We start from the raw sequence: 23,524 nt of genomic DNA, 5'->3' as shown, positions 1-23,524 counted from the left end.
ATCCGGCTGCAGTCCGTGGTGGCTGGATCCTTCTGTGTCGTCGTGCAAGCGACGCTCAGCACATGTTCACGGTACAACTCTAGGAGTTACTCGTGGCCCTTGACGCCGCCATCAAGCAGGAAATCATCAAGGAATACGCTCTCGCCGAAGGTGACACAGGTTCACCCGAAGTGCAGATCGCGATGCTTTCCCGTCGTATCCTCGACCTGACCGAGCACCTGAAGATGCACAAGCACGACCACCACACGCGTCGTGGCCTGCTTCTTCTCGTCGGTCGCCGCCGTCGCCTGCTGGACTACCTGCGGGACACCGACATCACGCGTTACCGGTCGCTCATCGAGCGCCTGGGTCTGCGTCGATAAATAGCATCGGAAGGCGGCGTCCTCTCCCTGGGAGAGGTAGCCGCCTTCTTGCTGAAGGCGGACGCCGGCCGATCGTCGGAGCGGACCGCCGACAGCGGCCGTCCCCGTAGGCAGTGGGGGCTCGCCCCGCAAGCCGGGAATGCACGACCAGCAGGACCAGCACGACCTGACAGCATGGAAGTACGCAACGCACAGCAGGAGTCGATCGGCACCGCGCATTCGCGGTCCTCGGTAGTGATCTCCGGAGCGCCACGACGGCAGCCCCGTGGATCTCGATCGAAGACCGGGTGCTGTGGCCCGTCCAGGAGGGACGGGGCCACGACGGGTGCCGATTGCCTCCGATACCAGGAAACGGAGGTGACTCTCTTGGAGGGTCCCGAAATTCAGTTCGCCGAAGCAGTGATCGACAACGGTCGCTTCGGAACACGCACCATCCGCTTCGAGACCGGGCGCGTCGCCCAGCAGGCCGCAGGGTCGGCCATGGTCTACATCGACGAGGACACCGCGCTGCTGTCGGCCACCACGGCCGGCAAGCACCCACGCGAGGGCTTCGACTTCTTCCCCCTCACCGTCGACGTCGAAGAGCGCATGTACGCCGCCGGCCGCATCCCGGGTTCGTTCTTCCGTCGCGAGGGACGCCCCTCCACGGAAGCCATCCTGGCCTGCCGCCTCATGGATCGCCCGCTGCGCCCCGCGTTCGTCAAGGGCCTCCGCAACGAGGTCCAGATCGTCGTCACCATCCTCGCCATCAACCCCGATGTGCGCTACGACGTCGTCGCCATCAACGCAGCGTCGATGTCCACGCAGCTCTCGGGCCTGCCCTTCTCGGGTCCGATCGGCGGCGTCCGCGTGGCCCTCGTATCCGATGGCAGCGGCAACGATCAGTGGATCGCTTTCCCGAAGCACTCCGAGCTCGAGAACTCGGTCTTCGACATGGTTGTCGCCGGTCGGGTTGCAGGCGACGACGTCGCAATCATGATGGTCGAGGCCGAAGCCACGGACAACTCCTGGAACCTCATCAAGGAGAACGGGGCGACCGCGCCTACCGAGGAGATCGTCGCCGACGGCCTCGAGGCAGCCAAGCCCTTCATTCGCGCGCTGTGCGAAGCCCAGGCCGACCTGGCCTCGCGCGCAGCGAAGCCGACTGTCGAGTTCCCCGTATTCCTGGACTACCAGGACGATGTGTACGCGGCTGTCGAGACCGCAGGGGCCGACAAGCTCGCGCAGGTCTTCCAGATCGCTGACAAGCAGCAGCGCAACGACGCTTCGGATGCGCTCAAGGACGAAGTGACGGCCGCACTCATCGGTCAGTTCGAGGGCCGCGACAAGGAGCTGTCCGCAGCATTCCGCTCGCTGACCAAGGCTGTCGTCCGCCAGCGCATCCTCAAGGACCAGGTCCGCATCGACGGCCGTGGCCTCAGTGACATCCGCAAGCTCACCGCGGAGGTGGAGGTCCTGCCGCGCGTGCACGGTTCCGCGATCTTCGAGCGCGGCGAGACGCAGATCCTGGGCGTCACCACGCTCAACATGCTGAAGATGGAGCAGCAGATCGATTCGCTGTCGCCCGTCACGCGCAAGCGCTACATGCACAACTACAACTTCCCGCCCTACTCCACCGGTGAGACCGGCCGGGTAGGTTCGCCGAAGCGCCGCGAGATCGGCCACGGAGCGCTCGCCGAGCGCGCACTCGTGCCCGTCCTGCCGTCCCGCGAGGAGTTCCCCTACGCGATCCGCCAGGTGTCCGAGGCCCTGAGCTCCAACGGCTCGACGTCGATGGGCTCGGTCTGCGCCTCGACGCTGTCCCTGCTCAACGCCGGTGTGCCCCTGCGTGCACCGGTCGCCGGCATCGCCATGGGCCTCGTGTCCGACGTCGTCGACGGCCAGACGCGCTACGCCGCCCTGACCGACATCCTCGGCGCCGAGGATGCCTTCGGCGACATGGACTTCAAGGTCGCCGGAACGGCTGAGTTCGTCACGGCAATCCAGCTGGACACCAAGCTCGACGGCATCCCTGCCTCGGTGCTGGCAGCAGCACTCAAGCAGGCCCGCGAGGCCCGCCTGCACATCCTCGGAGTCCTACAGGCCGCGATCGACACCCCAGACGAGCTCTCCGAGTTCGCGCCGAGGATCATCTCGGTCAAGATCCCCGTCGACAAGATCGGCGAGGTCATCGGCCCCAAGGGCAAGATGATCAACCAGATCCAGGAGGACACCGGAGCCGACATCTCGATCGAGGATGACGGCACCGTGCTGATCGGCGCCACGAACGGCGAGTCGGCCGAGGCCGCACGCGCCGCGGTCAACGCGATCGCCAACCCCCAGGTCCCCGAGATCGGCGAGCGCTACCTGGGCACGGTCGTCAAGACCACGACCTTCGGCGCCTTCGTCTCGCTCACCCCGGGCAAGGATGGGCTGCTGCACATCTCCGAGCTGCGCAAGCTCGCCGGTGGCAAGCGTGTCGACAACGTGGACGAGATCGTCTCCGTGGGTCAGAAGGTCCAGGTGGAAATCACGAAGGTCGACGACCGCGGAAAGCTCTCGCTCTCGCCCGTCGTCGCCGATGACGACTCCAACGGCGCCTCCGAGGACGCCGGGATCGAGCTGCCCGAGGTCACCGACGGCGACATCTAGTTCCGTGACCCGCTCGTCCTGAGCACCGAACGGCCCCGGTGCCGACCGATTGAATCGGTCGGCGTCGGGGCCGTCTGCCTTTCCCGAACAATCAGAAGGACCAGATGTCCCTGTCTTCCATAGTGTCCCTGCCCCTGCTGCCGACCCCCCGCGACGGAGACGGTTCCGACCACTCCTTCGTCGCCGGTGATCCGGGCGGCAACGTCGTCCGGCGCAGTGTGCTGCCCGGTGGCGTCCGCGTGCTCACGGAGGCCATGCCGGGACAGCGCTCGGCGACGATCGGCTTCTGGGTGGGGGTCGGGTCCCGGGACGAAGCCGAGGGACAGCACGGGAGCACCCACTTCCTCGAGCACCTGCTGTTCAAGGGGACCGAGCGCCGGAGCGCCATGGACATCGCCTCGGCCTTCGACGAGGTGGGCGGTGAGTCCAACGCCGCCACAGCGAAGGAGAACACCTGCTACTACGCGCGTGTCCTCGACTCCGACCTGCCGATGGCCATCGACGTCATCGCCGACATGGTGACATCGGCCGTGCTCGACCCCGAGGAGCTCGAGCAGGAGCGCGACGTCATCCTCGAGGAGATCGCGATGGACAGTGACGACCCCGGGGACGTCGCCCACGAGAAGTTCGTCGAGCTCGTGCTGGGGGACCACCCCCTCGGGCGGCCGATCGGCGGAACGCCGGAAGCGATCCGGGCCGTTCCGCGCGAGTCCGTCCTGGCCCACTACCGGCGCTACTACACGCCTTCGGAACTGGTCGTCACCGCGGCCGGCGGCCTCGACCACGACATCGTCTGCCGGCTCGTGCAGGAAGCCCTCCAGACGGCCGGATGGTCCCTCGAGGAGGGTGCCCTGCCGGTCGCCCGGCGCTCGACGACGGCTACCGCGGTGCAGGGCGCGACCGGGACCCATGTGATCCGCCGGGCCGTCGAGCAGTCCAACATCCTCATCGGCTGCCCATCGCTCACCGCGACCGACGAGCGACGGTTCGCGATGAGCGTCCTGAACGCCGTGCTGGGCGGCGGCATGTCCTCGCGACTGTTCCAGGAGGTTCGGGAGAAGCGCGGTCTCGTGTACTCGACCTATTCCTTCTCGGCCGCCTACGCGGACGCCGGGTACTTCGGCATGTACGCCGGCTGCTCGCCCGCGAAGACCGGTCAGGTCATCAGGCTGCTCGGTACGGAGCTCGACCGGCTGGCCGCCGACGGGATCGACGCCGAGGAGCTCCGCAAGGCCGTCGGGCAACTCTCCGGTGGGCTCGTCATGGCCCTGGAGGACAGCAGCTCCCGCATGTCACGCCTCGGCCGCTCGGAGCTCGTCTCGGGAGAGTTCGTCGACATGGACGCATCCCTCGACCGTATCCGCACCGTCACCGCTGCAGACGTGCAGGACCTGGCGCGGGAACTGGCCGCTGCGCCGCGAACGACCGTCGTCGTGGGACCCTTCGACACGGAAGCCGACTTCGCGGAGCAGTCCTAGCCGCCGGCGAAGGGCGGCAGGATGTCCACGACATCGTCGTCCTGCAGTACCGTCGCGGGATCACGCAGCGAGACCTCGTTGAGCAGGAAGCTGCTGCGGTCGATGACCTTGCCGAGGGGAGGCGCCCCCGTAGCCGTCGGTCGTCCGCGGAGGTTGCTGAGCAGGTCCGCCAGCGTGCGACCGGCGGGCAACCGCTCCTGATCGACTCCCGAGGCAGCCCTGGCGGCCCCGAAGTACCTCACCAGCACCTCAGCCACCGATAGCGCTCATCGACCGGTCGGGCTGGATGAAATCATCGGCGCCGAGGCCCGTGTGGGCCATGCCGTGCGCCTTCGGCTTCAGCCACATGGCATCGCGCCAGCGCTGGGCGACGGCGTCGTCGTCCGCTCCTGAGCGCAGCAGGTCCCTCAGGTCCGTCTCCTCCCGTGAGAAGAGGCAGCTCATGACCTTGCCCTCGGCGGTGACGCGAGTCCGCCGGCAGTCGGAGCAGAACGGTTCCGTGACCGAGGCGATGATGCCCACGGTCCCGAGGACGACGTCGGGCGCGTCCTTCGCCCGGACCTCCCACCGTTCGGCCGGAGCCCCGTCGCGGTTGCGGGGGTCTGAGGTGAGGATGAATCGGGTCTCGACGAGGGCGCGCATCTCGGCGGCCGTAACCATACCCGCCTTCGTCCAGCCGTGGTCGGCGTCGAGGGGCATCTGCTCGATGAAACGCAGCTCGAATCCGCGGGCAACCGCCCACTCGACGAGGTCGGGTGCCTCGTGATCGTTGATGCCGCGCATGAGGACGGCGTTGATCTTCACGAGCCCGAGTCCTGCATCGGCGGCGGCCTCGATGCCCTTCAGCACGCGGTCCAGGAAGGGTCGGCGCGTCAGCTGGGCGAAGGTTCCGGGGTGCAGGGAATCCATCGAGACGTTGATGCGGGTGAGGCCGGCTTCCTTCAACTGGGCGGCACGGCGGTCGAGGCCGAGCGCGTTGGTCGTCATGGAGATGGGCAGGTCGGCGTGATCGGCGCGGATGTCGCGGATGATGTCCAGCAGGTCGGCGCGGACCAGTGGCTCGCCACCCGTCAGGCGCAGCTCCCTGATCCCCAGCTGGTCTACTCCGATGCGCACCAGGCGGACGATCTCGGACCGCGAGAGGACCTGGTCCTTCTGCAACCAGTTGAGGCCCTCCGCGGGCATGCAGTAGGTGCAGCGCAGATTGCACTTGTCCGTCAGGGACAGACGCATATCGGTGGCCTGCCTGCCATGGGTGTCCATGAGTCCAGGAAGAGCGGCCCGTGGGGCAGCACTCGGCATTCCTAGTTGGATTCCCATGGAATGAGGTTACGCCCTCCACCGGCCAGAGCCCTACCCGACAGCTGCGCCGGACCGGCTCTTCCGCGTATCCCCCCGGCACTGTAGGACGCAGTGCGCGGGCCTGTGCGGGAGGCGGTGCCGTGGGCGGTGCACAGGGGAACGGCGAGGGGACCGCGCACGTGTAACGGGAGGACCATCCTGCCCGGCACCGAGCCGTCGCCGGGGCCCGGACGGAGGTACCGATGATTCGACGGCGTACGTGGGCAGCCGCCGCGGGGGCACTCGCCGTAGGGCTGGGCGTGATCGGCGGTGAACTGGCCGCCGCGGCGTTGAGCCCGTCCGTGACCCCGGTCAGCGCCGTCGGCTCCGCCGTGATCGATGTCCTGCCCCCCAACGTGAAGGACTGGGCCATTTCCTGGTTCGGGACGGCGGACAAAGCCGTCCTCCTGGTCACGATGGCCGTCCTCATCGCAGTGATCGCCCTTGCCGCGGGTGTGCTCGAGTACCGCAGGTCCTTTGCCGGGCGGGCCGTCGTCCTCGGGTTCGGTGGTGTGGGCGCTCTCGCGGTGGCATCACGGCCGCAGTCGTCCCTGGTGTCCTTCGTGGCACCCGTCGTCGCCGCAGTGGTGGCGATCCTCGTGCTCACCGCACTCATCAAGGCCCTGAGGGCCTGGGTGCGCAGCGGCGAGGACGGCAGCACCGGCAGCCCGTCAGCCCGACGCCGCTTCCTCCAGGGCGCCGGAGGTGCGGCCCTGGTCGCGGCCACCACCGGTGCCGCTGCGACCGGCGTCCGATCCTCGCAGTCCACCGTGGCGCAGCAGCGCTCGGCGATTCGACTCCCCGCACCCACGGAGACCACCGCCCCGCCGCCACCCGCGGGCTCCTTCGTGCCGGAGGGAGCGGAACTCGACGTCCCCGGCATCAGCGACCTCGTCACGGCGTCGGACGACTTCTACCGGATCGACACCGCCCTCGTGGTACCGGTGGTCGACCCCGCTACGTGGTCCCTCAGGGTGACCGGGCTGGTGGACCTCGAGGTGGAGATCACCTTCGACGAACTGCTCGCGCTGCCGCTCATCGAGCGGTACGTCACCCTGGCCTGCGTGTCCAACACCGTCGGTGGGGACCTGACCGGAAACGCCCGATGGCTCGGCTGGCCCGTCCGGGAGCTCCTGGCACGCGCGGGCGTGCGGCCGGAAGCGGACATGGTCCTGTCGCGGAGCGTCGACGGCTTCACCGCCGGTACGCCGCTCGAGGCCCTCACCGACGCGCGCGATGCCCTGATCGCCGTCGGCATGAACGGTGAGCCGCTGCCGGTCGAGCACGGATTCCCGGTGCGGCTCGTGGTGCCGGGCCTCTACGGTTACGTCTCCGCGACGAAGTGGGTGAGTGAACTCGAGGTCACGCGGTTCGCGGACGACAAGGCCTACTGGTCCACCCGCGGCTGGTCCGAGCGCGGACCCGTCAAGACCTCGTCCCGCGTCGACGTCCCGCGTCCTAACGCGAGGGTCCCGGCGGGCGTCGTCGTCGTGGCGGGTGTCGCCTGGGCGCAGCACCGAGGGGTCGAGGCCGTGGAGGTGAGGGTCGACGGCGGCCCCTGGCAGCGGGCGACGCTCGCCCGTCCCGTCTCGGCGGACACCTGGTGCCAGTACAGCGCAGCCCTCGAACTGGAGGCAGGCTCCCACACCGTGCAGTCGCGCGCCGTGGACCACGAGGGAGACGTCCAATCGGAGGCGTTCGTGGATCCCGCGCCTGACGGGGCCGAAGGCCTGCACACGGTAACGTTCACCGTGACCTAGACCACCCCGCCGGCCCGACGCCGCGCAGCCCGGGGCGCCTCGCGAGAGGTTCGACCACCCCGGGAACCGACGTCGGTGATCGTGTGCGGACGGCACTGCGGAGGGCACTGATGAGAAGAACCGTCGCCGAACACCAGGCTGCCGTCGCCGGACTCCTGCGCTGGAGCAGCGGGTACGACGGCGGAGTGCCGGAGGTCCTGCCGCTCGCCCGGGCCCTCGGTCGCGTGCTGGCTGCGGACGTCCTCGCGCCGGTGAGTCTCCCGCCCTTCGACAACTCGCAGATGGACGGTTATGCGGTGCACGCCGACGACCTCGCGGGCTCCACGGCGCTGAGCGTGGCCGAGGCCATCCCGGCGGGCTCCGTCCCGGCAGACCTGCGGCCCGGCACGGCCGCGCCGATCATGACGGGCGCCATGATCCCTGCGGGCGCCGTCGCCGTCGTACCGATCGAGCGCGCCGACCCGGCGCAGTTCTATTCCGTCGCTGCCCTGGCGGACCTGGGCGGCACCGCGACCGTCACCCTGCCCGGGGGCATCGACACCGGCCTGTTCGTGCGCCGAGCCGGCAGCGACATCGCCGAGGGGGAGGTCGCCCTCACGGCGGGCACGCTTCTGGGGCCCGCGCAACTGGGTCTGCTCGCGGCCTGTGGAGCCGGTGAAGTCCCCGTCCGTCCGCGCTTCCACGTGCTCCTCCTGTCCACCGGCGACGAGGTGGCGGAACCCGGCGCCCCGCTCGCCCCGGGAACCATCTACGACGCCAACACCACGCTCCTCGAGGCTGCGCTGGTCGAGGCCGGAACCGAGGTGACGCGCCACCGGCTCGTCGGCGACGATCCCGCCGTCCTCCGGGACGCCTTCGCAGCCATCACCGCGGGCAGCACCCATCTCGTCCTCAGTACGGGAGGCATCAGCCAGGGTGCCTACGAGGTCGTGAAGCAGGCGCTGTCCGACAGCGGCGTCGAGTTCTCCTCCGTCGCCATGCAGCCGGGTGGCCCGCAGGCGCACGGCACGATCTCGGGGATCCCCTTCCTCGGATTTCCCGGCAACCCGGTGAGTGCCATCGTCTCGTTCGAGATGTTCCTCCGCCCCGCACTCCACCAGCTGACGGGCGCCCCGGCCCCGCGCCCCGTGCTCGAGGCCGTGCTCGTCGACGGGCTCGAAAGCCCTGGGGCCAAGCACCAGGTGCGGCGGGGGTTGTACCGGGGCGGCAAGGTAGCCCTCGTGGGTGGACCCGATTCGCATCTCCTCCACGCCCTCGCGGCCTCCAACTGCCTCGTCCACGTGCCCGAGGGCGTGACGGCGCTGCAGGCGGGGGACAGGGTCGAGGTCACGCTGATCGGTCCCGTGCCGTCGGATCCCTTCGCCGTCGAGGATGTACTCGTCCTGGACGGGGCCGGCACTGATTGAATGGGATCCGAAGAAAGGACTTCATCATGAGCACCCCAGCACACCCGGCCGACGGCCTGTCCCACGTACGCGCCGACGGCACGGCCCACATGGTCGACGTCTCCGGCAAGCAGGCGACCGTCCGCCAAGCCGTCGCGGAATCGACCCTCGAGACCACGCCCGACGTCGTCGCCCTCATCGCCGACGGCGCCCTGCCGAAGGGCGACGCCCTCGCCGTCGCCCGCGTCGCAGGCATCATGGCGGCGAAGCAGACGGCCATGCTGATCCCGCTCTGCCATCCGCTGCCCCTGTCCAAGGTCACCGTGGACTTCGAGCCCGAGGGCGGATCCGTCCGGGTCGTGGCGTTGGTCCGGACGACGGCGCTCACCGGAGTGGAGATGGAGGCGCTCACGGCTGCGTCCGTCGCGGCCCTGACCCTCTACGACATGATCAAGGCCGTGGACAAGCGGGCCGTGATCAACGGCACGCGTGTGCTGTCGAAGTCCGGCGGCAAGAGTGGAGACTGGACGGTATGACTTCCCTTCGCACCGCCGCCGTGGTCATCGCGTCCACCAGGGCCGCGGCCGGCACCTATGAGGACGAATGCGGACCCGCCATCGCGGACTGGCTCTACCAGCACGGCTTCGGGGTCGCGGACGCCGTCGTCGTGCCGGACGGTGATGCCGTCGGGTCCGCGATCGGCATTGCCCTGGAGGCGCGTCCAGCGGTGCTCATCACGAGCGGCGGGACCGGGCTCAGCCCCGACGACGCCACGCCCGAGCAGACCGCCCCCTACCTGACGCGCAGCCTGCCCGGCGTAATGGAAGCCATCCGCCGGGCCGGATCCTCCACCGTGCCCACCGCGGCACTCAGCCGCGGACTCGCGGGAACGGCCGGGAGCACGTTCGTCATCAACCTGCCCGGTTCGCCCGGCGGGGTGCGTGACGGCCTGGCCGTTCTCTCGCCGCTCATCGACCACATCTGCTCCCAGTTGGAGGGCCGCAATGACCACCGGTGAAGTCGTCCACGCAGCCGTCGCCGACGCCCCCATCACGCCCGAGGAAGCACACGCGGGGGTCGATTCCCCGCACTGCGGCGCCGTCGTCGGCTTCAGCGGCGTGGTGCGGAACCACGACGGCGGACGCGACGTCACGTCGCTGAGCTACTCCGCCCATCCGAGCGCGGAGCGGATCATCCGCGAGGTCGCGGAGGAGATCGCGGCGCGGCACGATGGCATCCGCATCTGGGTCGCCCACCGGATCGGGCCCCTCGAGATCGGCGACCAGGCACTGGTCGCCGCTGTCGGAGCAGCCCACCGTGGCGAGGCATTCCGGGCCTGCTCGGACCTCGTGGACCTGGTGAAGGACCGCGTGCCCATCTGGAAGGAGCAGTTCTTCACGGACGGCACCGTGGAATGGGTGGGCGCAGGGGCGTGACAGTAGGCTGGAAGGCATGACTGAACTCCTGCCCGTGGCCGTTCTGGGCGCCCGGGGACGCATGGGCGCCGAGGCCGTCCGCGCCGTCGAGGCGGCCGACGACCTCGAACTCGTGGCGGCCCTCGGCAGCAGCGACCCGCTCGAATCCCTCGTCTCCGCAGGAGCGGCTGTCATTGTCGACCTGACTGTTCCGGAGGCCACCGCGAGCAACGTCCGCTTCGCCGTCGAGCACGGCATGCACGCCGTCGTCGGCACCACCGGCTGGACGGCCGAGCGGCTCGCCGACCTCGAGTCCCTACTGGCCGGCAACCCCGCGACGGGTGTCCTCATCGCACCGAACTTCGCGCTCGGATCCGTGCTCGCCACGGCCTTCGCCGCGACGGCGGCCCGCTACTTCGAGTCGGTCGAGATCATCGAGCTCCACCATCCGGACAAGATCGATGCACCCTCCGGGACGGCGGCCAGGACGGCCCAGCTGATCGCCGCTGCACGGACAGCCGCGGGTGTGCCCGCGGCGCCGGATGCGACCCGGGACCAGCTCGACGGCGCCAGGGGCGCCCGCGTCGACGGCGTGCCGGTGCACTCCGTCCGGCTCCGCGGCCTGACCGCCCACCAGGAAGTGCTGCTCGGCAGCCCGGGGGAGCAGCTCACCATCCGGCACGATTCCTACGACCGGGCATCCTTCATGCCCGGCGTCCTCCTCGGCATCCGCTCCGTGGCGCAGCACCCAGGCCTGACGGTCGGGCTCGACGGCTACCTGGACCTGCAGGCCGGCGCGCGACCATGAAGGCCGTGGAGTTCTACCGGGAGCACCGGGTCAAGCTCGGCGTCCTGCTCGTGACGGCGCTGCTCGTCTTCTGGCTCGTCGTCGCCTTCCAGCGGAGTTTTCTGCTGCTCGGCGACCCCGACCCCGTAGCCAAGGCCATCGGCGCCGGCTACCTCCTCCTGCCCTGCATCGGTGCGTGGGCACTGATCAGGGAGTTGCTCTTCGGTGCACAGACGCAGCGGATGGCGCGGCAGCTGGACAGCGAGGGAGGCCTCCCCGTGGACGACCTGCCGAGGACGCCGGCAGGGCGTATCGTGCGGTCCGCCGCCGACGAGGCGTTCCCCGCGTACCAGGCCGAGGTCGAAGCCGATCCCGAGAACTGGCGCAGCTGGTTCAGGCTTTCCTGCGCCTACGACGCCGCGGGGGACCGCAAACGCGCCCGGCGCGCCATGCGCGACGCCGCGAAGCTCCACGGGCAGCAGCGCGGAGCCGACGCCTGACAAAAGCCGACCCCTGACATCAGGGGAGGGCCGTCAGTGCCTGGCCTCGGCCCTGCCCTCGCGCGCGGCGTTGGCGGCGCCGGAGGCGAGCAGCTCCAGCGGTCCGCGGGAGCGCACGCGCTGGAACAGGATGCCGATCGCGACGGCGGCGACCACCTGGAGCCAGAAGAGCTGCATCGGGTCCGGCAGGGGCAGCAGCTGGTCCGCCCAGCTCATGACGCAGATGTGGAGGCTGTAGAGCGTCAGCGTCATGGCTCCCGGCGCAGACAGCGGCAGGAGTGCCTGGGGGAAGCGGCGTGTGAGCAGGAGGCAGACCGCGACGACGGCGGCCGCGGAACCCGCCACATGGACGAGGTCCAGAGTCGATCCCGAGTGGGGCGCGCTGACGGCGAGCCACCACCAGGAGCCGGACTGGTCCACTCCGGCCAGTCCGACGTCGAGCATCGCCTCCAGCGGGTACCGGCGACCGTCGGGCGTCTCCAGGAGTGCCACCAGTCCGCCTCCCGGCCCGAGGAGTTGCGCGCTGAGCAGCTTGGCTCCGACCGCCGCGACCATCCCGGCAGCCAGGACCCCCAGCTGCACCCCGAGGCGGGCGAGGTCCAGCCGGCCGATCACCATGCCGACGAGGATGAAGCCGAGCCACTGCAGCACCGGGTAGTACCCGGTCAGGAAGATGTCCGCGGCGAGCGTCTGGGGCACGAGGAAATGCTCGAAGAGCGGATTGCCGCCGAGCGTCGGAGGATCGGCGCTCTCGCTCGCGATCGGCCGCAGCACGTACGCCGCGACGGGCGCCACCAGCAGCCACCCGGCGGCCCAGGCGGCGAGCGCGCGGACCGGGAGCCCGGTGAAGGGCAGTGCGAGGAGGAAGAGCACGCCGTAGTGGAACAGGATGATCGCGATGTTCGTCTCGACGCCACCGAGGACCAGCCCGATCAGGGCGATGATCACGGCACGCACGACGATGCCGGTGCGGTCCGCGGAGAGCGCGCGGTCCCGGTGGGGGGCCCTGCCCCCGGTCAGCAGCGCCAGGCCGATCCCGGCGACGACGGCGAACAGACCGGACGCGCGGCCGGAGAAGAGCAGAGCGGTCCACGTGGCCTCGGTGGTGCCCGGGGTATACAGCGGGAGGATGTGCGTGCTCATCATGCCGAACAGCGCCACCCCGCGGGCTGCGTCGATTCCGGTCAGCCGCCGTGGAGCGGACGTCGTGTGCATCCAGCCATGGTCCCATAGGCACCGCTGCTCCTCCTGTGCTCGTCCTGTGCTCCGCCCACCGCCTCGCGGTGCCCCATGCCCGTGTCGCCCGTAGGCCTTCCTCGCCCGCCCGCGTCTGCACGGCCCGTCCCACCGGGCGCCCGCCGAACGGGCGCGGCCCGTCCCACCGGGCGCCCGCCGAACGGGTAACGTTTCATCCATGGCTGACACCCCCGCGCGCAATCTCCCGTTCGGTTCTCTCGTGACCGCGATGGTCACGCCCTTCACCGCCGATGGCGCCGTCGATTTCGACGCCACCGCCGCCCTGGCAGCGAAGCTCGTGGACGACGGCTGCGACGGCCTGGTGGTCTCGGGCACCACGGGGGAGACCTCGACGCTGGAGGATTCCGAGAAGGAGGATCTCTACCGCGTCGTCGCCGAGACCGTGGGTAACCGCGCCCGCGTCATCGCAGGCACGGGGACGAACCACACGTCCCACTCCGTGGAGATGGCACGGCGTGCCGAGCGGGCCGGAGCCCACGCGCAGCTGGTTGTGACGCCCTATTACAACAAGCCCACCCAGGCCGGCGTGCTCGCGCACTTCGATGCGGTGGCCGCGGCCTCCGACCTCCCGATCATGATCTACGACATCCCCGGCCGGTCTGCCATCCCCATCACCACCGAGACCATGCTCCGCCTCGCCGAGAACCCGAAGATCGGCGCGCTCAAGGACGCGAAGGCAGACTTCGCCGCCGTCACGCGCGTCCTCGCCTCCACCGATCTCGACGTCTACTCGGGCGACGACGGACTCACCCTGCCCTGGATGGCAGCCGGCGCCGTCGGCGTTGTCAGCGTCAGCGCGCACGTCGCGACCGCTGCGTTCCGCGCGCTCGTGGACGCCGCTGCCGCCGGCGACCTCGCCGAGGCGCGACGCGTCCACTTCCAGCTCGACCCCGTGATCCGGGCCGTGATGACGCACATCCCCGGTGCGGTCTCGGCGAAGTACATCCTGCACCTGCAGGGTGTCCTGGCCAACGCCGTCGTCCGCCTGCCGTTGGTCGAGGCCGACGAGCACGAGCTGCGGCCCATCCTCGCGGACCTCGCCGAGGCAGGGTGGGACCTCGACGCACTCGGCGGCCGCGAGGACATCCGGGCATGAGCGATGCGGCCGGCGTCGGACCCGCGCTGCGAACCCTCCCGCCTCCCCTCGAGCCGGGCACGCTCCGGGTGGTGCCGCTCGGCGGCCTCGGGGAGATCGGCCGGAACATGGCGGTCTTCGAGATCGACGGCAAGCTCCTGATCGTCGATTGCGGCGTGCTGTTCCCCGAGGAGACCCAGCCAGGTGTCGACCTCATCCTGCCGGACTTCTCCTACATCGAGGACAGGCTCGACGACGTCGTGGGCCTGGTCCTGACGCACGGGCACGAGGACCATATCGGCGCGGTCCCGTACCTGCTGCGCCTGAAGGCCGACATTCCCGTCATCGGCTCGCAGCTGACGCTCGCGCTGATCGAGGCGAAGCTGCAGGAGCACCGCATCCGCCCCTACACACTGACCGTGTCCGAGGGGCAGATCGAGCAGTTCGGTCCCTTCGAGTGCGAATTCGTCGCGGTCAACCACTCCATCCCCGATGCCCTCGCAGTCTTCATCCGGACCGAGGCGGGCAACGTCCTGCACACCGGTGATTTCAAGATGGACCAGCTGCCACTCGACGGCCGCATCACCGACCTGCGGGCCTTCGCCCGCCTCGGCGAGGAGGGCGTGGACCTTCTTCTGGTCGACTCCACGAATGCCGATGTCCCGGGCTTCACGACGGCCGAACGCGAGATCGGCCCCGTCCTCGAGGGCCTCTTCGGGCAGGTGCGGAAGCGCATCATCGTCGCCTCCTTCTCGTCCCACGTGCACAGGGTGCAGCAGGTGCTCGACGCCGCCCGCGCCCATGACCGCTTCGTCTGCTTCGCCGGGCGGTCGATGGTGCGAAACATGGCGATCGCGGCGAAGCTCGGTTACCTCAGGGTGCCCGACGGGATCCTCGTGGACATCAAGAACGTCGACGACCTGCCCGACGACCGCGTGGTGCTCATGTCCACCGGATCACAGGGCGAGCCGATGGCCGCGCTGTCCCGGATGGCGAACGGCGACCATCGGATCACGGTCGGCAAGGGGGACACCGTGATCCTGGCGTCCTCGCTGATCCCCGGCAACGAGAACGCCGTCTATCGCGTCATCAACGGCCTGCTGAAGCTGGGCGCCGACGTGATCCACAAGGGCAACGCCAAGGTACACGTGTCCGGACATGCTGCGGCGGGCGAGCTCCTCTACTGCTACAACATCCTGCGGCCGAAGAACGTCATGCCCGTGCACGGCGAGACACGGCACCTGATCGCCAACGGCAAACTGGCCCAGCAGACCGGCGTCCCGGCAGCCAACGTGCTGCTGACCGACGACGGTTCCGTCATCGACCTCGTGGACGGCAAGGCTCGCGTGGTGGGCGCCGTCGAGTGCGGTTTCGTCTATGTGGACGGCTCCAGCGTCGGCGAGATCACCGACGCTGACCTCAAGGATCGCCGCATCCTCGGGGAGGAGGGCTTCATCTCGATCATCACCGTCGTCAACCGCACCACGGGGAAGATCGTTTCCGGGCCCGACATCCATGCACGGGGTTTCGCCGAGGACGAGTCCGTCTTCGACGAGATCAAGCCGAAGATCAACCAGGCCCTCGAAGAGGCCGTGATGAACACCAGGGACCACTCGACGTACCAGTTGCAGCAGGTGGTCCGGCGCATCGTCGGCACCTGGGTCAATCGCCGCTACCGCAGGCGCCCCATGATCATCCCAGTGGTCCTCGAGGCCTGACGCGGCGGCTCCTGCACGGTCGCAACCGGCATCCTCCCTCGTCCCAGCGGGCCCGCCAGGGCGCGGAAATCCGACGATTCGAGGGATCGGTCGGGTACCGTGAAGATCATGGCCACTCGAACGTCCCCTGCCCCGCGGGGCCGGCAACAGACCCGCAGCAAGGGAGCGTCCGCCGTTGCGGGCACAGGCCGGAGCAAGGCGCCGACGAACGGAACCGCCCGCACGCCGGCGAAGACCCGTCCGGTCCCGGTCGCCCCGGAGCCTCAGCACGAGGACGGTCCGGCTTTCCCCCTGAGGGCGCTGCGGGCCGTCTGGATGGGCATGGCGAGCGTTGTCGCGTCGGGGGTCCGCACCTTCGGGCACGACGTCAACCCCGATCGCGAGCTCCGCCGTGACGGCTCCGGTTTCTTCCTCCTGCTGTCGGCCCTGGCCATCGCCGCCGTCGAGTGGTGGGCCCTGACCGGAACGCCCGCCGATGTCGTGCACGCTGTGGCCGGCGGAACGTTCGGCTGGATGGCACTGCTCCTCCCGTTCATGCTCGGCATCGGCGCCGTCCGGCTCTTCCGCTACCCGGAGCGCCATCGCGCCAACAACCGCATCGCCATCGGGCAGCTCGCCATCCTGTTCGCAGGATCCGGCATCGCCCACCTGGTCGGGGGCCGGCCCGGCCTCTCGGACGGACTCGATGCGCTGTGGCGTGCCGGGGGTGTCGCAGGCTTCCTGGTCGCCGGACCGCTCAGCAGTATCCTCACGGCGTGGCCGGTAGCACTCCTTCTGGTCATGGCGATCTTCCTGGGCATCCTCATCGTCACGGCCACCCCCTTCCGCCACATCCCATCCCGCCTGCGCACGCTCTACGAGCACCTGATGGGCCAGGACCCCGACGACGACGCCGCCCATCGCCGCGCGGACGGCCACGACCAGAGCTACCTGTACGAGGCGCACGGCGCAACGGCGAAGCCGGAGCCGAAGCGCCGCAAGCGGCTGTTCGGCAAGGATCGGCAGGAGGCCCCCTTCGACGGCGAGCACTCCGGGCACGACGCCGACGGCTATGTGGGCGACGAGGCGTTCGAACGTGCCGTCATCGAGGACGAGGAACGCCGCGCCCGCGAGGCCGAGGCCGCAGTACCGGCCGGTGTCCGTCGCCCCACCAAGCAGGAGCTCGCCGCAGAGGAGCTCAAGCGGTCGAACGCCGTCCGCGTCCCGCCTGCCGAGGCTCCCGAGCGGGCACCGGAAGGCGCCACCGAGGCGATCGATCTCGTCCCGGCCGCGAAGGCCCTGATCGTTCCCTCCACCCCGGTGCAGCCCCAGATGCCGCCGACGCCTATCCCGCAGCGCACTGAGCAGCTGCAGCTCGCCGGCGACGTCGCCTACACGCTGCCGCCGTCGGACTACCTGCCCGCCGGCACGCCGCCCAAGGAGCGTTCGGAAGCGAACGACGCCGTCGTCGCAGCCCTGACGTACACCATGGACCAGTTCAACGTGGACGCGAAGGTCACCGGGTTCTCGCGCGGGCCCACGGTCACCCGCTATGAGATCGAGCTGGCACCCGGAACCAAGGTGGAGCGCGTCACCGCCCTGTCGAAGAACATCTCCTACGCCGTCGCGAGCTCCGACGTCCGCATCCTCTCGCCCATTCCCGGCAAGTCGGCCATCGGCATCGAGATCCCGAACACCGATCGTGAGACCGTCTCCCTCGGCGACGTACTGCGGTCCGGCAACGCGCGCAAGACCGACCACCCGATGGTCATGGGCGTCGGGAAGGACGTCGAGGGCGGATTCGTCGTCGCGAACCTCGCCAAGATGCCGCACCTCCTCGTGGCGGGTGCCACGGGTGCAGGCAAGTCGTCCTTCGTGAACTCCATGATCACCTCGATCCTCATGCGTTCCACGCCGGACGAGGTGCGCATGGTCATGGTGGATCCGAAGCGCGTGGAACTCACCGCGTACGAGGGCGTCCCGCACCTGATCACGCCTATCATCACGAGCCCCAAGAAGGCCGCCGAAGCCCTCCAGTGGGTCGTCCGCGAGATGGACACACGCTACGACGACCTCGCGAACTACGGCTACAAGCACATCGACGACTTCAACAAGGCAGTGCGGAACGGGAAGGTGATCCCGCCCGAGGGATCCAAGCGCGTCGTGCGCCCCTACCCGTACCTCCTGGTCATCGTCGACGAACTCGCCGACCTCATGATGGTCGCGCCCCGGGACGTCGAGGACTCGATCGTGAGGATCACGCAGCTCGCACGCGCCGCCGGCATCCACCTGGTGCTCGCGACGCAGCGCCCGTCGGTCGACGTCGTCACCGGCCTCATCAAGGCCAACGTCCCCTCCCGCATGGCCTTCGCCACGTCGTCGGTCACGGACTCCCGCGTGGTCCTCGACCAGCCCGGCGCCGAAAAGCTGATCGGCCAGGGCGACGCCCTGTTCCTGCCGATGGGCGCCTCGAAGCCGATGCGCGTGCAGGGAGCCTGGGTCACCGAATCGGAGATCCATCGCGTCGTCGAGCATGTCAAGGGCCAACTCCAGGCGGTGTATCGCGAGGACGTCGCGGTCGAGGCGCCGAAGAAGCAGATCGAGGACGACATCGGAGATGACCTCGACGTCCTCCTGCAGGCCACCGAGCTCGTCGTCACCACGCAGTTCGGGTCGACATCCATGCTTCAGCGCAAACTGCGGGTCGGGTTCGCGAAGGCCGGTCGGCTCATGGACCTCCTCGAGTCGCGTGGCGTGGTCGGTCCCTCGGAGGGTTCCAAGGCCCGCGACGTCCTGGTGAAGCCGGACGACCTAGAGCCGGTCCTCGCGGCCATGCGGGGTGACGAGCCCGCAGCGCAGCCGCGCCAGGCACAGGCACAGGCACAGGCGCCGATCGACCTCGTCGCCGACGATCTCGCGTCGAGGGCGCAGGCCGCCGAATACCATGACGGTGCGGACGATTCCGATGACGACGGCGACACCGACGCCTGGAAGCTCACCGGCAGGTAGCCTGACATCGTGAGTAGCTCCCCGAGCCCGGCGGTACCGGTGCTGAACATCGCAAACGTCCTGACCGTCGTGCGGATCCTCCTGGTCCCGTTCTTCATCTGGTTCCTCCTGCTCGACGACGGGCGCTCCGGCCTGTACCGGTGGCTGGCGGTCGCCACGTTCGTCGTGGCGATCTACACCGACAAGCTCGACGGCGACCTCGCCCGCAGCAGGGGCCTGATCACCGACTTCGGCAAGATCGCCGATCCGATCGCCGACAAGCTCCTCATCGGATCCGCGCTGGTCCTGCTGTCCGTCCTGGGTGAGCTGTGGTGGTGGGTCACGGTCGTCATCCTCGCGCGGGAGCTCGGCATCACCGTGCTCCGTTTCGCCGTCATCAGATACGGCGTGATGCCGGCGTCCCGCGGCGGCAAGCTGAAGACCGTCGTCCAGACCGTGGCCATCCTGCTGTTCCTCATCCCGCTGCAGGCGATCGCCGGAGAGTGGACCTGGTGGGTCGCCGCAGCCGTGATGGCAGCCGCGGTCGTCATCACCGTGGTGACAGGCGTCGACTACGTCCTCCAGGCGATCCGCCTTCGGGCTGGTGCACGCCGATGAGCGAAGGGTGACCGCAGGAGGAGCAGAGCCCGGGCGAACGGAACGGCCCGCAGCTGCGGCCGACGTCGTCGCACTCGCGTCCCGACTCGGTCTCACCATCGCCACCGCGGAGTCCCTCACCGCCGGGATGGTTGCCTCGGTACTCGCCGATGTGCCGGGTGCCTCGGCCGTCCTCCAGGGCGGCATAGTCGCCTACCAGGTCGCCGTCAAGGAAAAACTCCTGAACGTCGATGCGCAGCTGCTGGCGACCGCCGGCGCCGTCGATCCCCGTGTCGCCGCCGCCATGGCGAACGGTGCCCGGCTCGCGCTGGCGGCCGATATCGGCGTCGCCACCACGGGCGTCGCCGGTCCCGCAGCCCACCAGGGAAAGGCCGTGGGCACCGTCTTCACCGCGATTTCGACGGCATCGCATACGGCGACATTCGAGCACCACTTCCCCGGAGGTCGCGACGCGGTCCGGGAGGCCACACGCGACGCCGTCCTGATCGAGCTCCTCCAGGAGCTCTCGAAGGGAACAAACCGTCAACGGGGTTAGTTATAAACACTGCCGGCCGTTGATATGGTTGGCGATCTAAGCTCAAGCAGATCGGGCAGGTCATCATCACGGGGCACACCGATACGGTGTGCCGCACATATGAGGGAGCAAGGCGATACAGATGGTAAAGCAGCCCGTATCCGTAAACGGCGTGGTCCGTTGGCGTGATGTGGGGTTGGCAGATGATGCACAACGCAAGCCCAAAGAGCGCAAATTGGTGGTTCTCCGCCATGAGATCGGTGACGTCCTCAGGGACGTACGCCAGCGCCAGGGCCGTACCCTGCGTGAGGTGTCGCACAGTGCGAGGGTTTCCCTCGGATACCTCAGCGAGGTCGAGCGTGGACAGAAGGAAGCATCCTCTGAACTCCTCTCATCAATCTGCAGTGCACTCGAGGTGCCGCTTTCCTCGATGCTGCGGGAAGTCAGCGACCGCCTGGCAGAAGCAGAAGGGGTATCCATCCCGGATACCATCCCCCAGGAGTTCTCCCGGGAATTCGGGGATGACCTGACCGATGAACTCAATGACGACTTCCGTCGGGGACTCGCGGCCACGAACCGCTAGTCGCCCACGACAAGGAAGGCCCGTCCCCGTGGGGACGGGCCTTCCTGCTGTCTGCTACCAGTTGTCCTTGGTGTAGGTGTTGTTCAGCTGGGCGATCAGGGTACCGAGCCGCGTCAGGTCCTCGACCTCCCAGTCCTCCATCAGCTGATGGAATGCCTGTTTGCGCGCCGTCTGGGCCGCCTCGAGCTGGCGGGTTCCTGCCGCTGTGAGTGAGATGGACTGCGCGCGCCCGTCGAGCGGATCAGCTTCCTTCTGAACCAGCCCGAGTTGCTCGAGCATCGCGATCTGGCGGCTCACCGACGGCTTGCCGACCCCGACGCTGGCCGCGATGTCCGTCAGGCGCATGGATCCCTCCCGTTGGAGGATCACGAGGAGACCGTAGGCGGCGGGCTCCATATCGGGGTGCACGCGCCGGGCCACCTTGTAGGAGTTGGACCTGGCGCGTCGCCACAGCATGCTCAGCTGTTGCTCGAGGGCCTCGATGGCAGCGTCTGTGTCTGCATCGTCACCGGGGTAGGCTGCAAGGCCCGGGCCGGGTTCGGTGGTGCTCGGCTTCGCGTTCATGGGGCCATTGTAGGGTTCCGCGAGGGGGTCGACACCATGCAGGACCACACCGATCCCGATCGACGACGAAAGCAGGAAACTCCACATGCGGTTGAGCGACTTCTGGCGACTGATGGACGACGAGTTCGGAGAGCAGTATTCACGGTCCCTCGCCCGGGATCTCGTGGTGGATCGCCTTGGTGACAGGACCGCGGCCGAGGCCCTCAAGGCCGGGGCGGACCCGAAGGCGGTATGGGAGGCAGTATGTCGCGCCCAGGACGTGCCGAAGGAGCGGTGGCTCGGCAGGGATATCAAGCCCCGCTGAGGGTGCCTCCACGGGTGATCGAACACGCGGGACGCGGACTGATTAATCGAATATCTGTTCGGACAGGGATAGAATATCCATGGAGGCGGAGCACTCTTGTGCACATAGCGGCAGGCTCACCTCAAACTGTCGGCGCAGACGAATACAGTCGGAACGAACACGTAAACAGGCCTGTTGGCCATGAGTAAAACCGAGGTGAAGAATGGCCGCTCCAGACCGCGAGAAAGCCCTCGAAGCAGCTCTCGCTCAGATTGACAAGCAGTACGGCAAGGGTTCGATCATGCGTCTCGGAGACGAGATCAGGGCTCCCATCGAAACCATCTCCACGAGTTCCATCGCGCTGGACGCGGCACTCGGCATAGGCGGCCTTCCGCGCGGCAGGGTCGTCGAGATCTACGGTCCGGAATCCTCCGGTAAGACCACCGTCGCCCTGCATGCAGTCGCCAGCGCCCAGCGCAACGGCGGTATTGCTGCCTTCATCGATGCCGAGCACGCCCTGGATCCTGAGTACGCCAAGAGGCTCGGCGTCGACACGGACGCACTCCTCGTGTCACAGCCCGACACCGGTGAGCAGGCACTCGAGATCATGGACATGCTGATCGGATCGGGTTCCATCGACATCGTCGTGATCGACTCCGTCGCCGCACTCGTGCCGCGTGCCGAGATCGAGGGAGAGATGGGTGACAGCCATGTCGGTCTGCAGGCCCGACTGATGAGCCAGGCCCTGCGAAAGATCACCGGTCGCTTGAGCCAGACCAAGACGACAGCCATCTTCATCAACCAGTTGCGCGAGAAGATCGGCGTTTTCTTCGGAAGTCCCGAGACCACCACGGGTGGTAAGGCACTGAAGTTCTACGCGTCGGTCCGTATCGATGTGCGCCGCATCGAGACCCTGAAGGAAGGCGTGAATCCGGTCGGTAACCGGACCCGCGCCAAGATCGTCAAGAACAAGATGGCCCCGCCCTTCAAGCAGGCCGAGTTCGACATCCTGTACGGATACGGAATCTCCCGTGAGGGCGGTCTCATCGACGTCGGAGTCGAGAACGGGCTGGTCAAGAAGTCGGGTGCCTGGTTCACCTACGACGGCGACCAGCTGGGCCAGGGCAAGGAGAACGCGCGCAAGTTCCTCATCGATAATCCCGGCCTGGCCGACGAGCTCGAGCAGAAGATCAGGGTCAAGCTGGGTATCGGCGTGCAGCCCGCAGAGCCGGAAGCGCCCAAGCTCAAGGCCGTCAGCGGCGAGTAGCCCGCATGCCACGCGACGTCGGCTCCCCATCGGGCGGCTGGGGAGCTTCCTTCGACCGGTTCGGTTCCGACAGCTCTGCTGAGCCGCCAAGTCCCGAGCCGGAGGGCGGGCGCACTCCCTCCAAGCGCAAAGGGCTGAAACGCTCGGCGTCCTCGTCCTTCGGTAGCTCGTCCTCCTTCGGTAGTTCATCGTCGTTCGGTACCGGCAAGAAGCGCGGGGGGCAACAAACCGGGAACGGACAGAGCAAGGCGCATGAACGCCGACGCCCCCGAGGCGCCGGCGGTCGCCCGTTCGATGATCCTTTCGGCCCTGTCGTCGGATCCTCGGCCGATGCTTCCACAGCGGACGAGGGCACAGTGCCTTCGTCCGACGGGGGCCGTCGGACGAAGAGGCACCGCGCTGGCGATGCTGCGGGGCGGTATCCCGGCTCAACCCCGGCCATCGACGGTGATCCTGCGGACGGCACCGCGACCAGGAGCGACGAGGAGTGGGCGTCGGAGGGTCGGTCCGTCATGCTGCGCCAGCTGGCCCTGGGGGCCCGGAGCCGTCAGCAACTTAGCCGGAAACTTGCCGACAGGGAAGTTCCTCCGGCGGTTGCTGCTGCGCTGCTGGACCGGTTCGAGGAGGTGCAACTGATCGACGACGCGGAGTTCGCCCGCATGTGGGTACGGACGCGCACCGCAGCGAAGTCGTTGTCCAGATCATCCCTGCGTCGCGAGCTCGCCGACAAGGGAATCGATACGGAACTGGCGGAAGACGCCCTGCAGCAGATCTCCGACGAGGATGAACTCGAGCAGGCCCGTGACGTCGTCCGCCGCAAGCGTCGCAGTGGTGCCGACCTGTCCGACCGCGCAGAGCGGGACAAGGAGATACGCCGCCTCGTCGGTGTCCTCGCGCGGAAGGGATACAACCCGGGTAGTGCCTTCTCGATCGTCAAGGACGTTCTGGCTGACGCGGCGGCGTCGGAAGCGTCGGAGTGAGGGGCCGTGCGCCGCGATTGTGGGCGCCCCGGGCGCCAG

General features: G+C 68.5%; 23 protein-coding genes. 19 read left to right on the top strand and 4 right to left on the bottom strand.

The genetic code is table 11. The features are described from left to right. The first annotated feature begins 92 nt into the window (after positions 1 to 92). The 3 genes from rpsO (at position 93) to RCH21_RS14720 (ending at position 4,471) form a co-directional block, all read left to right on the top strand. Positions 93 to 362, top strand: coding sequence for a 30S ribosomal protein S15 (gene rpsO / locus RCH21_RS14730; RefSeq protein WP_087072138.1), 270 nt, complete (start codon positions 93 to 95; stop codon positions 360 to 362). A gap of 366 nt (positions 363 to 728) precedes the next feature. Beyond that, positions 729 to 2,993 carry a polyribonucleotide nucleotidyltransferase gene (locus RCH21_RS14725; RefSeq protein ID WP_120148443.1) on the top strand — a complete coding sequence of 755 codons (2,265 nt, stop codon included), beginning with the start codon at positions 729 to 731 and terminating at the stop codon, positions 2,991 to 2,993. A gap of 104 nt (positions 2,994 to 3,097) precedes the next feature. Continuing rightward, the gene (locus RCH21_RS14720) at positions 3,098 to 4,471 is read left to right on the top strand and encodes a M16 family metallopeptidase (protein ID WP_326965017.1); all 1,374 of its coding nucleotides are present in this window, start codon (positions 3,098 to 3,100) and stop codon (positions 4,469 to 4,471) included. Here RCH21_RS14720 and RCH21_RS14715 read toward each other — a convergent pair. Both RCH21_RS14715 and moaA read right to left on the bottom strand, forming a co-directional pair. Then, positions 4,468 to 4,719: a MoaD/ThiS family protein gene (locus RCH21_RS14715; protein WP_326965071.1), complete on the bottom strand. Its 252-nt coding sequence runs from the start codon at positions 4,717 to 4,719 to the stop codon at positions 4,468 to 4,470. The genes RCH21_RS14720 and RCH21_RS14715 overlap by 4 nt on opposite strands. 1 nt (position 4,720) lies before the next feature. Next, positions 4,721 to 5,791: a GTP 3',8-cyclase MoaA gene (gene moaA / locus RCH21_RS14710; protein WP_120148118.1), complete on the bottom strand. Its 1,071-nt coding sequence runs from the start codon at positions 5,789 to 5,791 to the stop codon at positions 4,721 to 4,723. A 224-nt stretch (positions 5,792 to 6,015) separates the two neighbouring features. Here moaA and RCH21_RS14705 point away from each other — a divergent pair, with 224 nt between their 5' ends. The 7 genes from RCH21_RS14705 to RCH21_RS14675 all read left to right on the top strand — a co-directional run bounded on the left by RCH21_RS14705 (position 6,016) and on the right by RCH21_RS14675 (position 11,659). Beyond that, complete coding sequence (locus RCH21_RS14705; protein ID WP_326965016.1) at positions 6,016 to 7,572, top strand: molybdopterin-dependent oxidoreductase; 1,557 nt, start codon at positions 6,016 to 6,018, stop codon at positions 7,570 to 7,572. Between the two features lie 110 nt (positions 7,573 to 7,682). Next, positions 7,683 to 8,978, top strand: coding sequence for a molybdopterin molybdotransferase MoeA (locus RCH21_RS14700; protein WP_326965015.1), 1,296 nt, complete (start codon positions 7,683 to 7,685; stop codon positions 8,976 to 8,978). Between the two features lie 26 nt (positions 8,979 to 9,004). Then, positions 9,005 to 9,493, top strand: coding sequence for a cyclic pyranopterin monophosphate synthase MoaC (gene moaC, locus RCH21_RS14695; RefSeq protein ID WP_326965014.1), 489 nt, complete (start codon positions 9,005 to 9,007; stop codon positions 9,491 to 9,493). Further along, positions 9,490 to 9,975, top strand: a complete 486-nt coding sequence (locus RCH21_RS14690) for a MogA/MoaB family molybdenum cofactor biosynthesis protein (protein ID WP_326965013.1) — start codon at positions 9,490 to 9,492, stop codon at positions 9,973 to 9,975. Before moaC ends, RCH21_RS14690 begins: the two co-directional genes overlap by 4 nt. After that, positions 9,962 to 10,393: a molybdenum cofactor biosynthesis protein MoaE gene (locus RCH21_RS14685; protein WP_326965012.1), complete on the top strand. Its 432-nt coding sequence runs from the start codon at positions 9,962 to 9,964 to the stop codon at positions 10,391 to 10,393. The genes RCH21_RS14690 and RCH21_RS14685 overlap by 14 nt, the downstream gene beginning before the upstream one ends. A gap of 16 nt (positions 10,394 to 10,409) precedes the next feature. After that, positions 10,410 to 11,180, top strand: coding sequence for a 4-hydroxy-tetrahydrodipicolinate reductase (gene dapB / locus RCH21_RS14680; protein WP_326965011.1), 771 nt, complete (start codon positions 10,410 to 10,412; stop codon positions 11,178 to 11,180). Then, a complete protein-coding gene (locus RCH21_RS14675) occupies positions 11,177 to 11,659 on the top strand; it encodes a hypothetical protein (protein ID WP_120148111.1) in 483 nt (160 codons plus the stop codon). The genes dapB and RCH21_RS14675 overlap by 4 nt, the downstream gene beginning before the upstream one ends. A gap of 33 nt (positions 11,660 to 11,692) precedes the next feature. On the opposite strand, the gene RCH21_RS14670 is transcribed toward RCH21_RS14675, so the two are convergent. Next, positions 11,693 to 12,874: a heparan-alpha-glucosaminide N-acetyltransferase domain-containing protein gene (locus RCH21_RS14670; protein WP_326965010.1), complete on the bottom strand. Its 1,182-nt coding sequence runs from the start codon at positions 12,872 to 12,874 to the stop codon at positions 11,693 to 11,695. Positions 12,875 to 13,073: 199 nt separating this feature from the next. Between RCH21_RS14670 and dapA the strand changes: the two genes are divergently transcribed. The 6 genes from dapA (at position 13,074) to RCH21_RS14640 (ending at position 20,391) form a co-directional block, all read left to right on the top strand. Beyond that, on the top strand, positions 13,074 to 14,012 hold the full coding sequence (gene dapA / locus RCH21_RS14665) for a 4-hydroxy-tetrahydrodipicolinate synthase (RefSeq protein WP_326965009.1): 939 nt from the start codon (positions 13,074 to 13,076) through the stop codon (positions 14,010 to 14,012). Continuing rightward, positions 14,009 to 15,709, top strand: coding sequence for a ribonuclease J (locus tag RCH21_RS14660; protein ID WP_326965008.1), 1,701 nt, complete (start codon positions 14,009 to 14,011; stop codon positions 15,707 to 15,709). The genes dapA and RCH21_RS14660 overlap by 4 nt, the downstream gene beginning before the upstream one ends. Positions 15,710 to 15,817: 108 nt before the next feature. Further along, the gene (locus RCH21_RS14655; RefSeq protein WP_326965007.1) at positions 15,818 to 18,697 is read left to right on the top strand and encodes an FtsK/SpoIIIE family DNA translocase; all 2,880 of its coding nucleotides are present in this window, start codon (positions 15,818 to 15,820) and stop codon (positions 18,695 to 18,697) included. 9 nt (positions 18,698 to 18,706) lie between these two features. Further along, entirely contained in the window at positions 18,707 to 19,294 is a 588-nt protein-coding gene (gene pgsA / locus RCH21_RS14650; protein ID WP_120148107.1) for a CDP-diacylglycerol--glycerol-3-phosphate 3-phosphatidyltransferase, read from the top strand. Between the two features lie 7 nt (positions 19,295 to 19,301). Then, positions 19,302 to 19,829 carry a CinA family protein gene (locus tag RCH21_RS14645; protein WP_326965006.1) on the top strand — a complete coding sequence of 176 codons (528 nt, stop codon included), beginning with the start codon at positions 19,302 to 19,304 and terminating at the stop codon, positions 19,827 to 19,829. Between the two features lie 121 nt (positions 19,830 to 19,950). Beyond that, on the top strand, positions 19,951 to 20,391 hold the full coding sequence (locus tag RCH21_RS14640; protein WP_120148105.1) for a helix-turn-helix domain-containing protein: 441 nt from the start codon (positions 19,951 to 19,953) through the stop codon (positions 20,389 to 20,391). Positions 20,392 to 20,445: 54 nt separating this feature from the next. On the opposite strand, the gene RCH21_RS14635 is transcribed toward RCH21_RS14640, so the two are convergent. Then, complete coding sequence (locus RCH21_RS14635) at positions 20,446 to 20,955, bottom strand: MarR family winged helix-turn-helix transcriptional regulator (RefSeq protein WP_120148440.1); 510 nt, start codon at positions 20,953 to 20,955, stop codon at positions 20,446 to 20,448. Positions 20,956 to 21,040: 85 nt separating this feature from the next. Here RCH21_RS14635 and RCH21_RS14630 point away from each other — a divergent pair, with 85 nt between their 5' ends. The 3 genes from RCH21_RS14630 to RCH21_RS14620 all read left to right on the top strand — a co-directional run bounded on the left by RCH21_RS14630 (position 21,041) and on the right by RCH21_RS14620 (position 23,485). Next, entirely contained in the window at positions 21,041 to 21,259 is a 219-nt protein-coding gene (locus RCH21_RS14630; protein ID WP_120148104.1) for a DUF3046 domain-containing protein, read from the top strand. A 202-nt stretch (positions 21,260 to 21,461) separates the two neighbouring features. Continuing rightward, positions 21,462 to 22,505, top strand: coding sequence for a recombinase RecA (recA, locus tag RCH21_RS14625; protein ID WP_120148103.1), 1,044 nt, complete (start codon positions 21,462 to 21,464; stop codon positions 22,503 to 22,505). Between the two features lie 5 nt (positions 22,506 to 22,510). After that, positions 22,511 to 23,485, top strand: coding sequence for a regulatory protein RecX (locus RCH21_RS14620; RefSeq protein ID WP_326965005.1), 975 nt, complete (start codon positions 22,511 to 22,513; stop codon positions 23,483 to 23,485). The last annotated feature ends 39 nt before the right edge of the window (positions 23,486 to 23,524 follow it).

The sequence above is a fragment of the Arthrobacter sp. PL16 genome, assembly GCF_035985055.1.
In the GTDB taxonomy this organism is placed as follows: domain Bacteria; phylum Actinomycetota; class Actinomycetes; order Actinomycetales; family Micrococcaceae; genus Arthrobacter_D; species Arthrobacter_D cheniae.
The sequence above is the reverse complement of the archived record's forward strand: the minus strand, read 5'-3'. Positions and strand labels throughout refer to the sequence as shown.

What these genes read in the sequence shown, in the direction of transcription:
- RCH21_RS14670 (WP_326965010.1), bottom strand. Translation starts at nt 12,874, where the DNA reads ATGCACACGACGTCCGCTCCACGGCGGCTGACCGGAATCGACGCAGCC.
- RCH21_RS14700 (WP_326965015.1), top strand. Translation starts at nt 7,683, where the DNA reads ATGAGAAGAACCGTCGCCGAACACCAGGCTGCCGTCGCCGGACTCCTG.
- RCH21_RS14630 (WP_120148104.1), top strand. Translation starts at nt 21,041, where the DNA reads ATGCGGTTGAGCGACTTCTGGCGACTGATGGACGACGAGTTCGGAGAG.
- dapB (WP_326965011.1), top strand. Translation starts at nt 10,410, where the DNA reads ATGACTGAACTCCTGCCCGTGGCCGTTCTGGGCGCCCGGGGACGCATG.
- RCH21_RS14660 (WP_326965008.1), top strand. Translation starts at nt 14,009, where the DNA reads ATGAGCGATGCGGCCGGCGTCGGACCCGCGCTGCGAACCCTCCCGCCT.
- RCH21_RS14705 (WP_326965016.1), top strand. Translation starts at nt 6,016, where the DNA reads ATGATTCGACGGCGTACGTGGGCAGCCGCCGCGGGGGCACTCGCCGTA.
- RCH21_RS14640 (WP_120148105.1), top strand. Translation starts at nt 19,951, where the DNA reads ATGGTAAAGCAGCCCGTATCCGTAAACGGCGTGGTCCGTTGGCGTGAT.
- moaA (WP_120148118.1), bottom strand. Translation starts at nt 5,791, where the DNA reads ATGGGAATCCAACTAGGAATGCCGAGTGCTGCCCCACGGGCCGCTCTT.
- moaC (WP_326965014.1), top strand. Translation starts at nt 9,005, where the DNA reads ATGAGCACCCCAGCACACCCGGCCGACGGCCTGTCCCACGTACGCGCC.
- RCH21_RS14620 (WP_326965005.1), top strand. Translation starts at nt 22,511, where the DNA reads ATGCCACGCGACGTCGGCTCCCCATCGGGCGGCTGGGGAGCTTCCTTC.
- dapA (WP_326965009.1), top strand. Translation starts at nt 13,074, where the DNA reads ATGGCTGACACCCCCGCGCGCAATCTCCCGTTCGGTTCTCTCGTGACC.
- recA (WP_120148103.1), top strand. Translation starts at nt 21,462, where the DNA reads ATGGCCGCTCCAGACCGCGAGAAAGCCCTCGAAGCAGCTCTCGCTCAG.
- RCH21_RS14720 (WP_326965017.1), top strand. Translation starts at nt 3,098, where the DNA reads ATGTCCCTGTCTTCCATAGTGTCCCTGCCCCTGCTGCCGACCCCCCGC.
- RCH21_RS14690 (WP_326965013.1), top strand. Translation starts at nt 9,490, where the DNA reads ATGACTTCCCTTCGCACCGCCGCCGTGGTCATCGCGTCCACCAGGGCC.
- RCH21_RS14675 (WP_120148111.1), top strand. Translation starts at nt 11,177, where the DNA reads ATGAAGGCCGTGGAGTTCTACCGGGAGCACCGGGTCAAGCTCGGCGTC.
- RCH21_RS14635 (WP_120148440.1), bottom strand. Translation starts at nt 20,955, where the DNA reads ATGAACGCGAAGCCGAGCACCACCGAACCCGGCCCGGGCCTTGCAGCC.
- RCH21_RS14655 (WP_326965007.1), top strand. Translation starts at nt 15,818, where the DNA reads ATGGCCACTCGAACGTCCCCTGCCCCGCGGGGCCGGCAACAGACCCGC.
- RCH21_RS14685 (WP_326965012.1), top strand. Translation starts at nt 9,962, where the DNA reads ATGACCACCGGTGAAGTCGTCCACGCAGCCGTCGCCGACGCCCCCATC.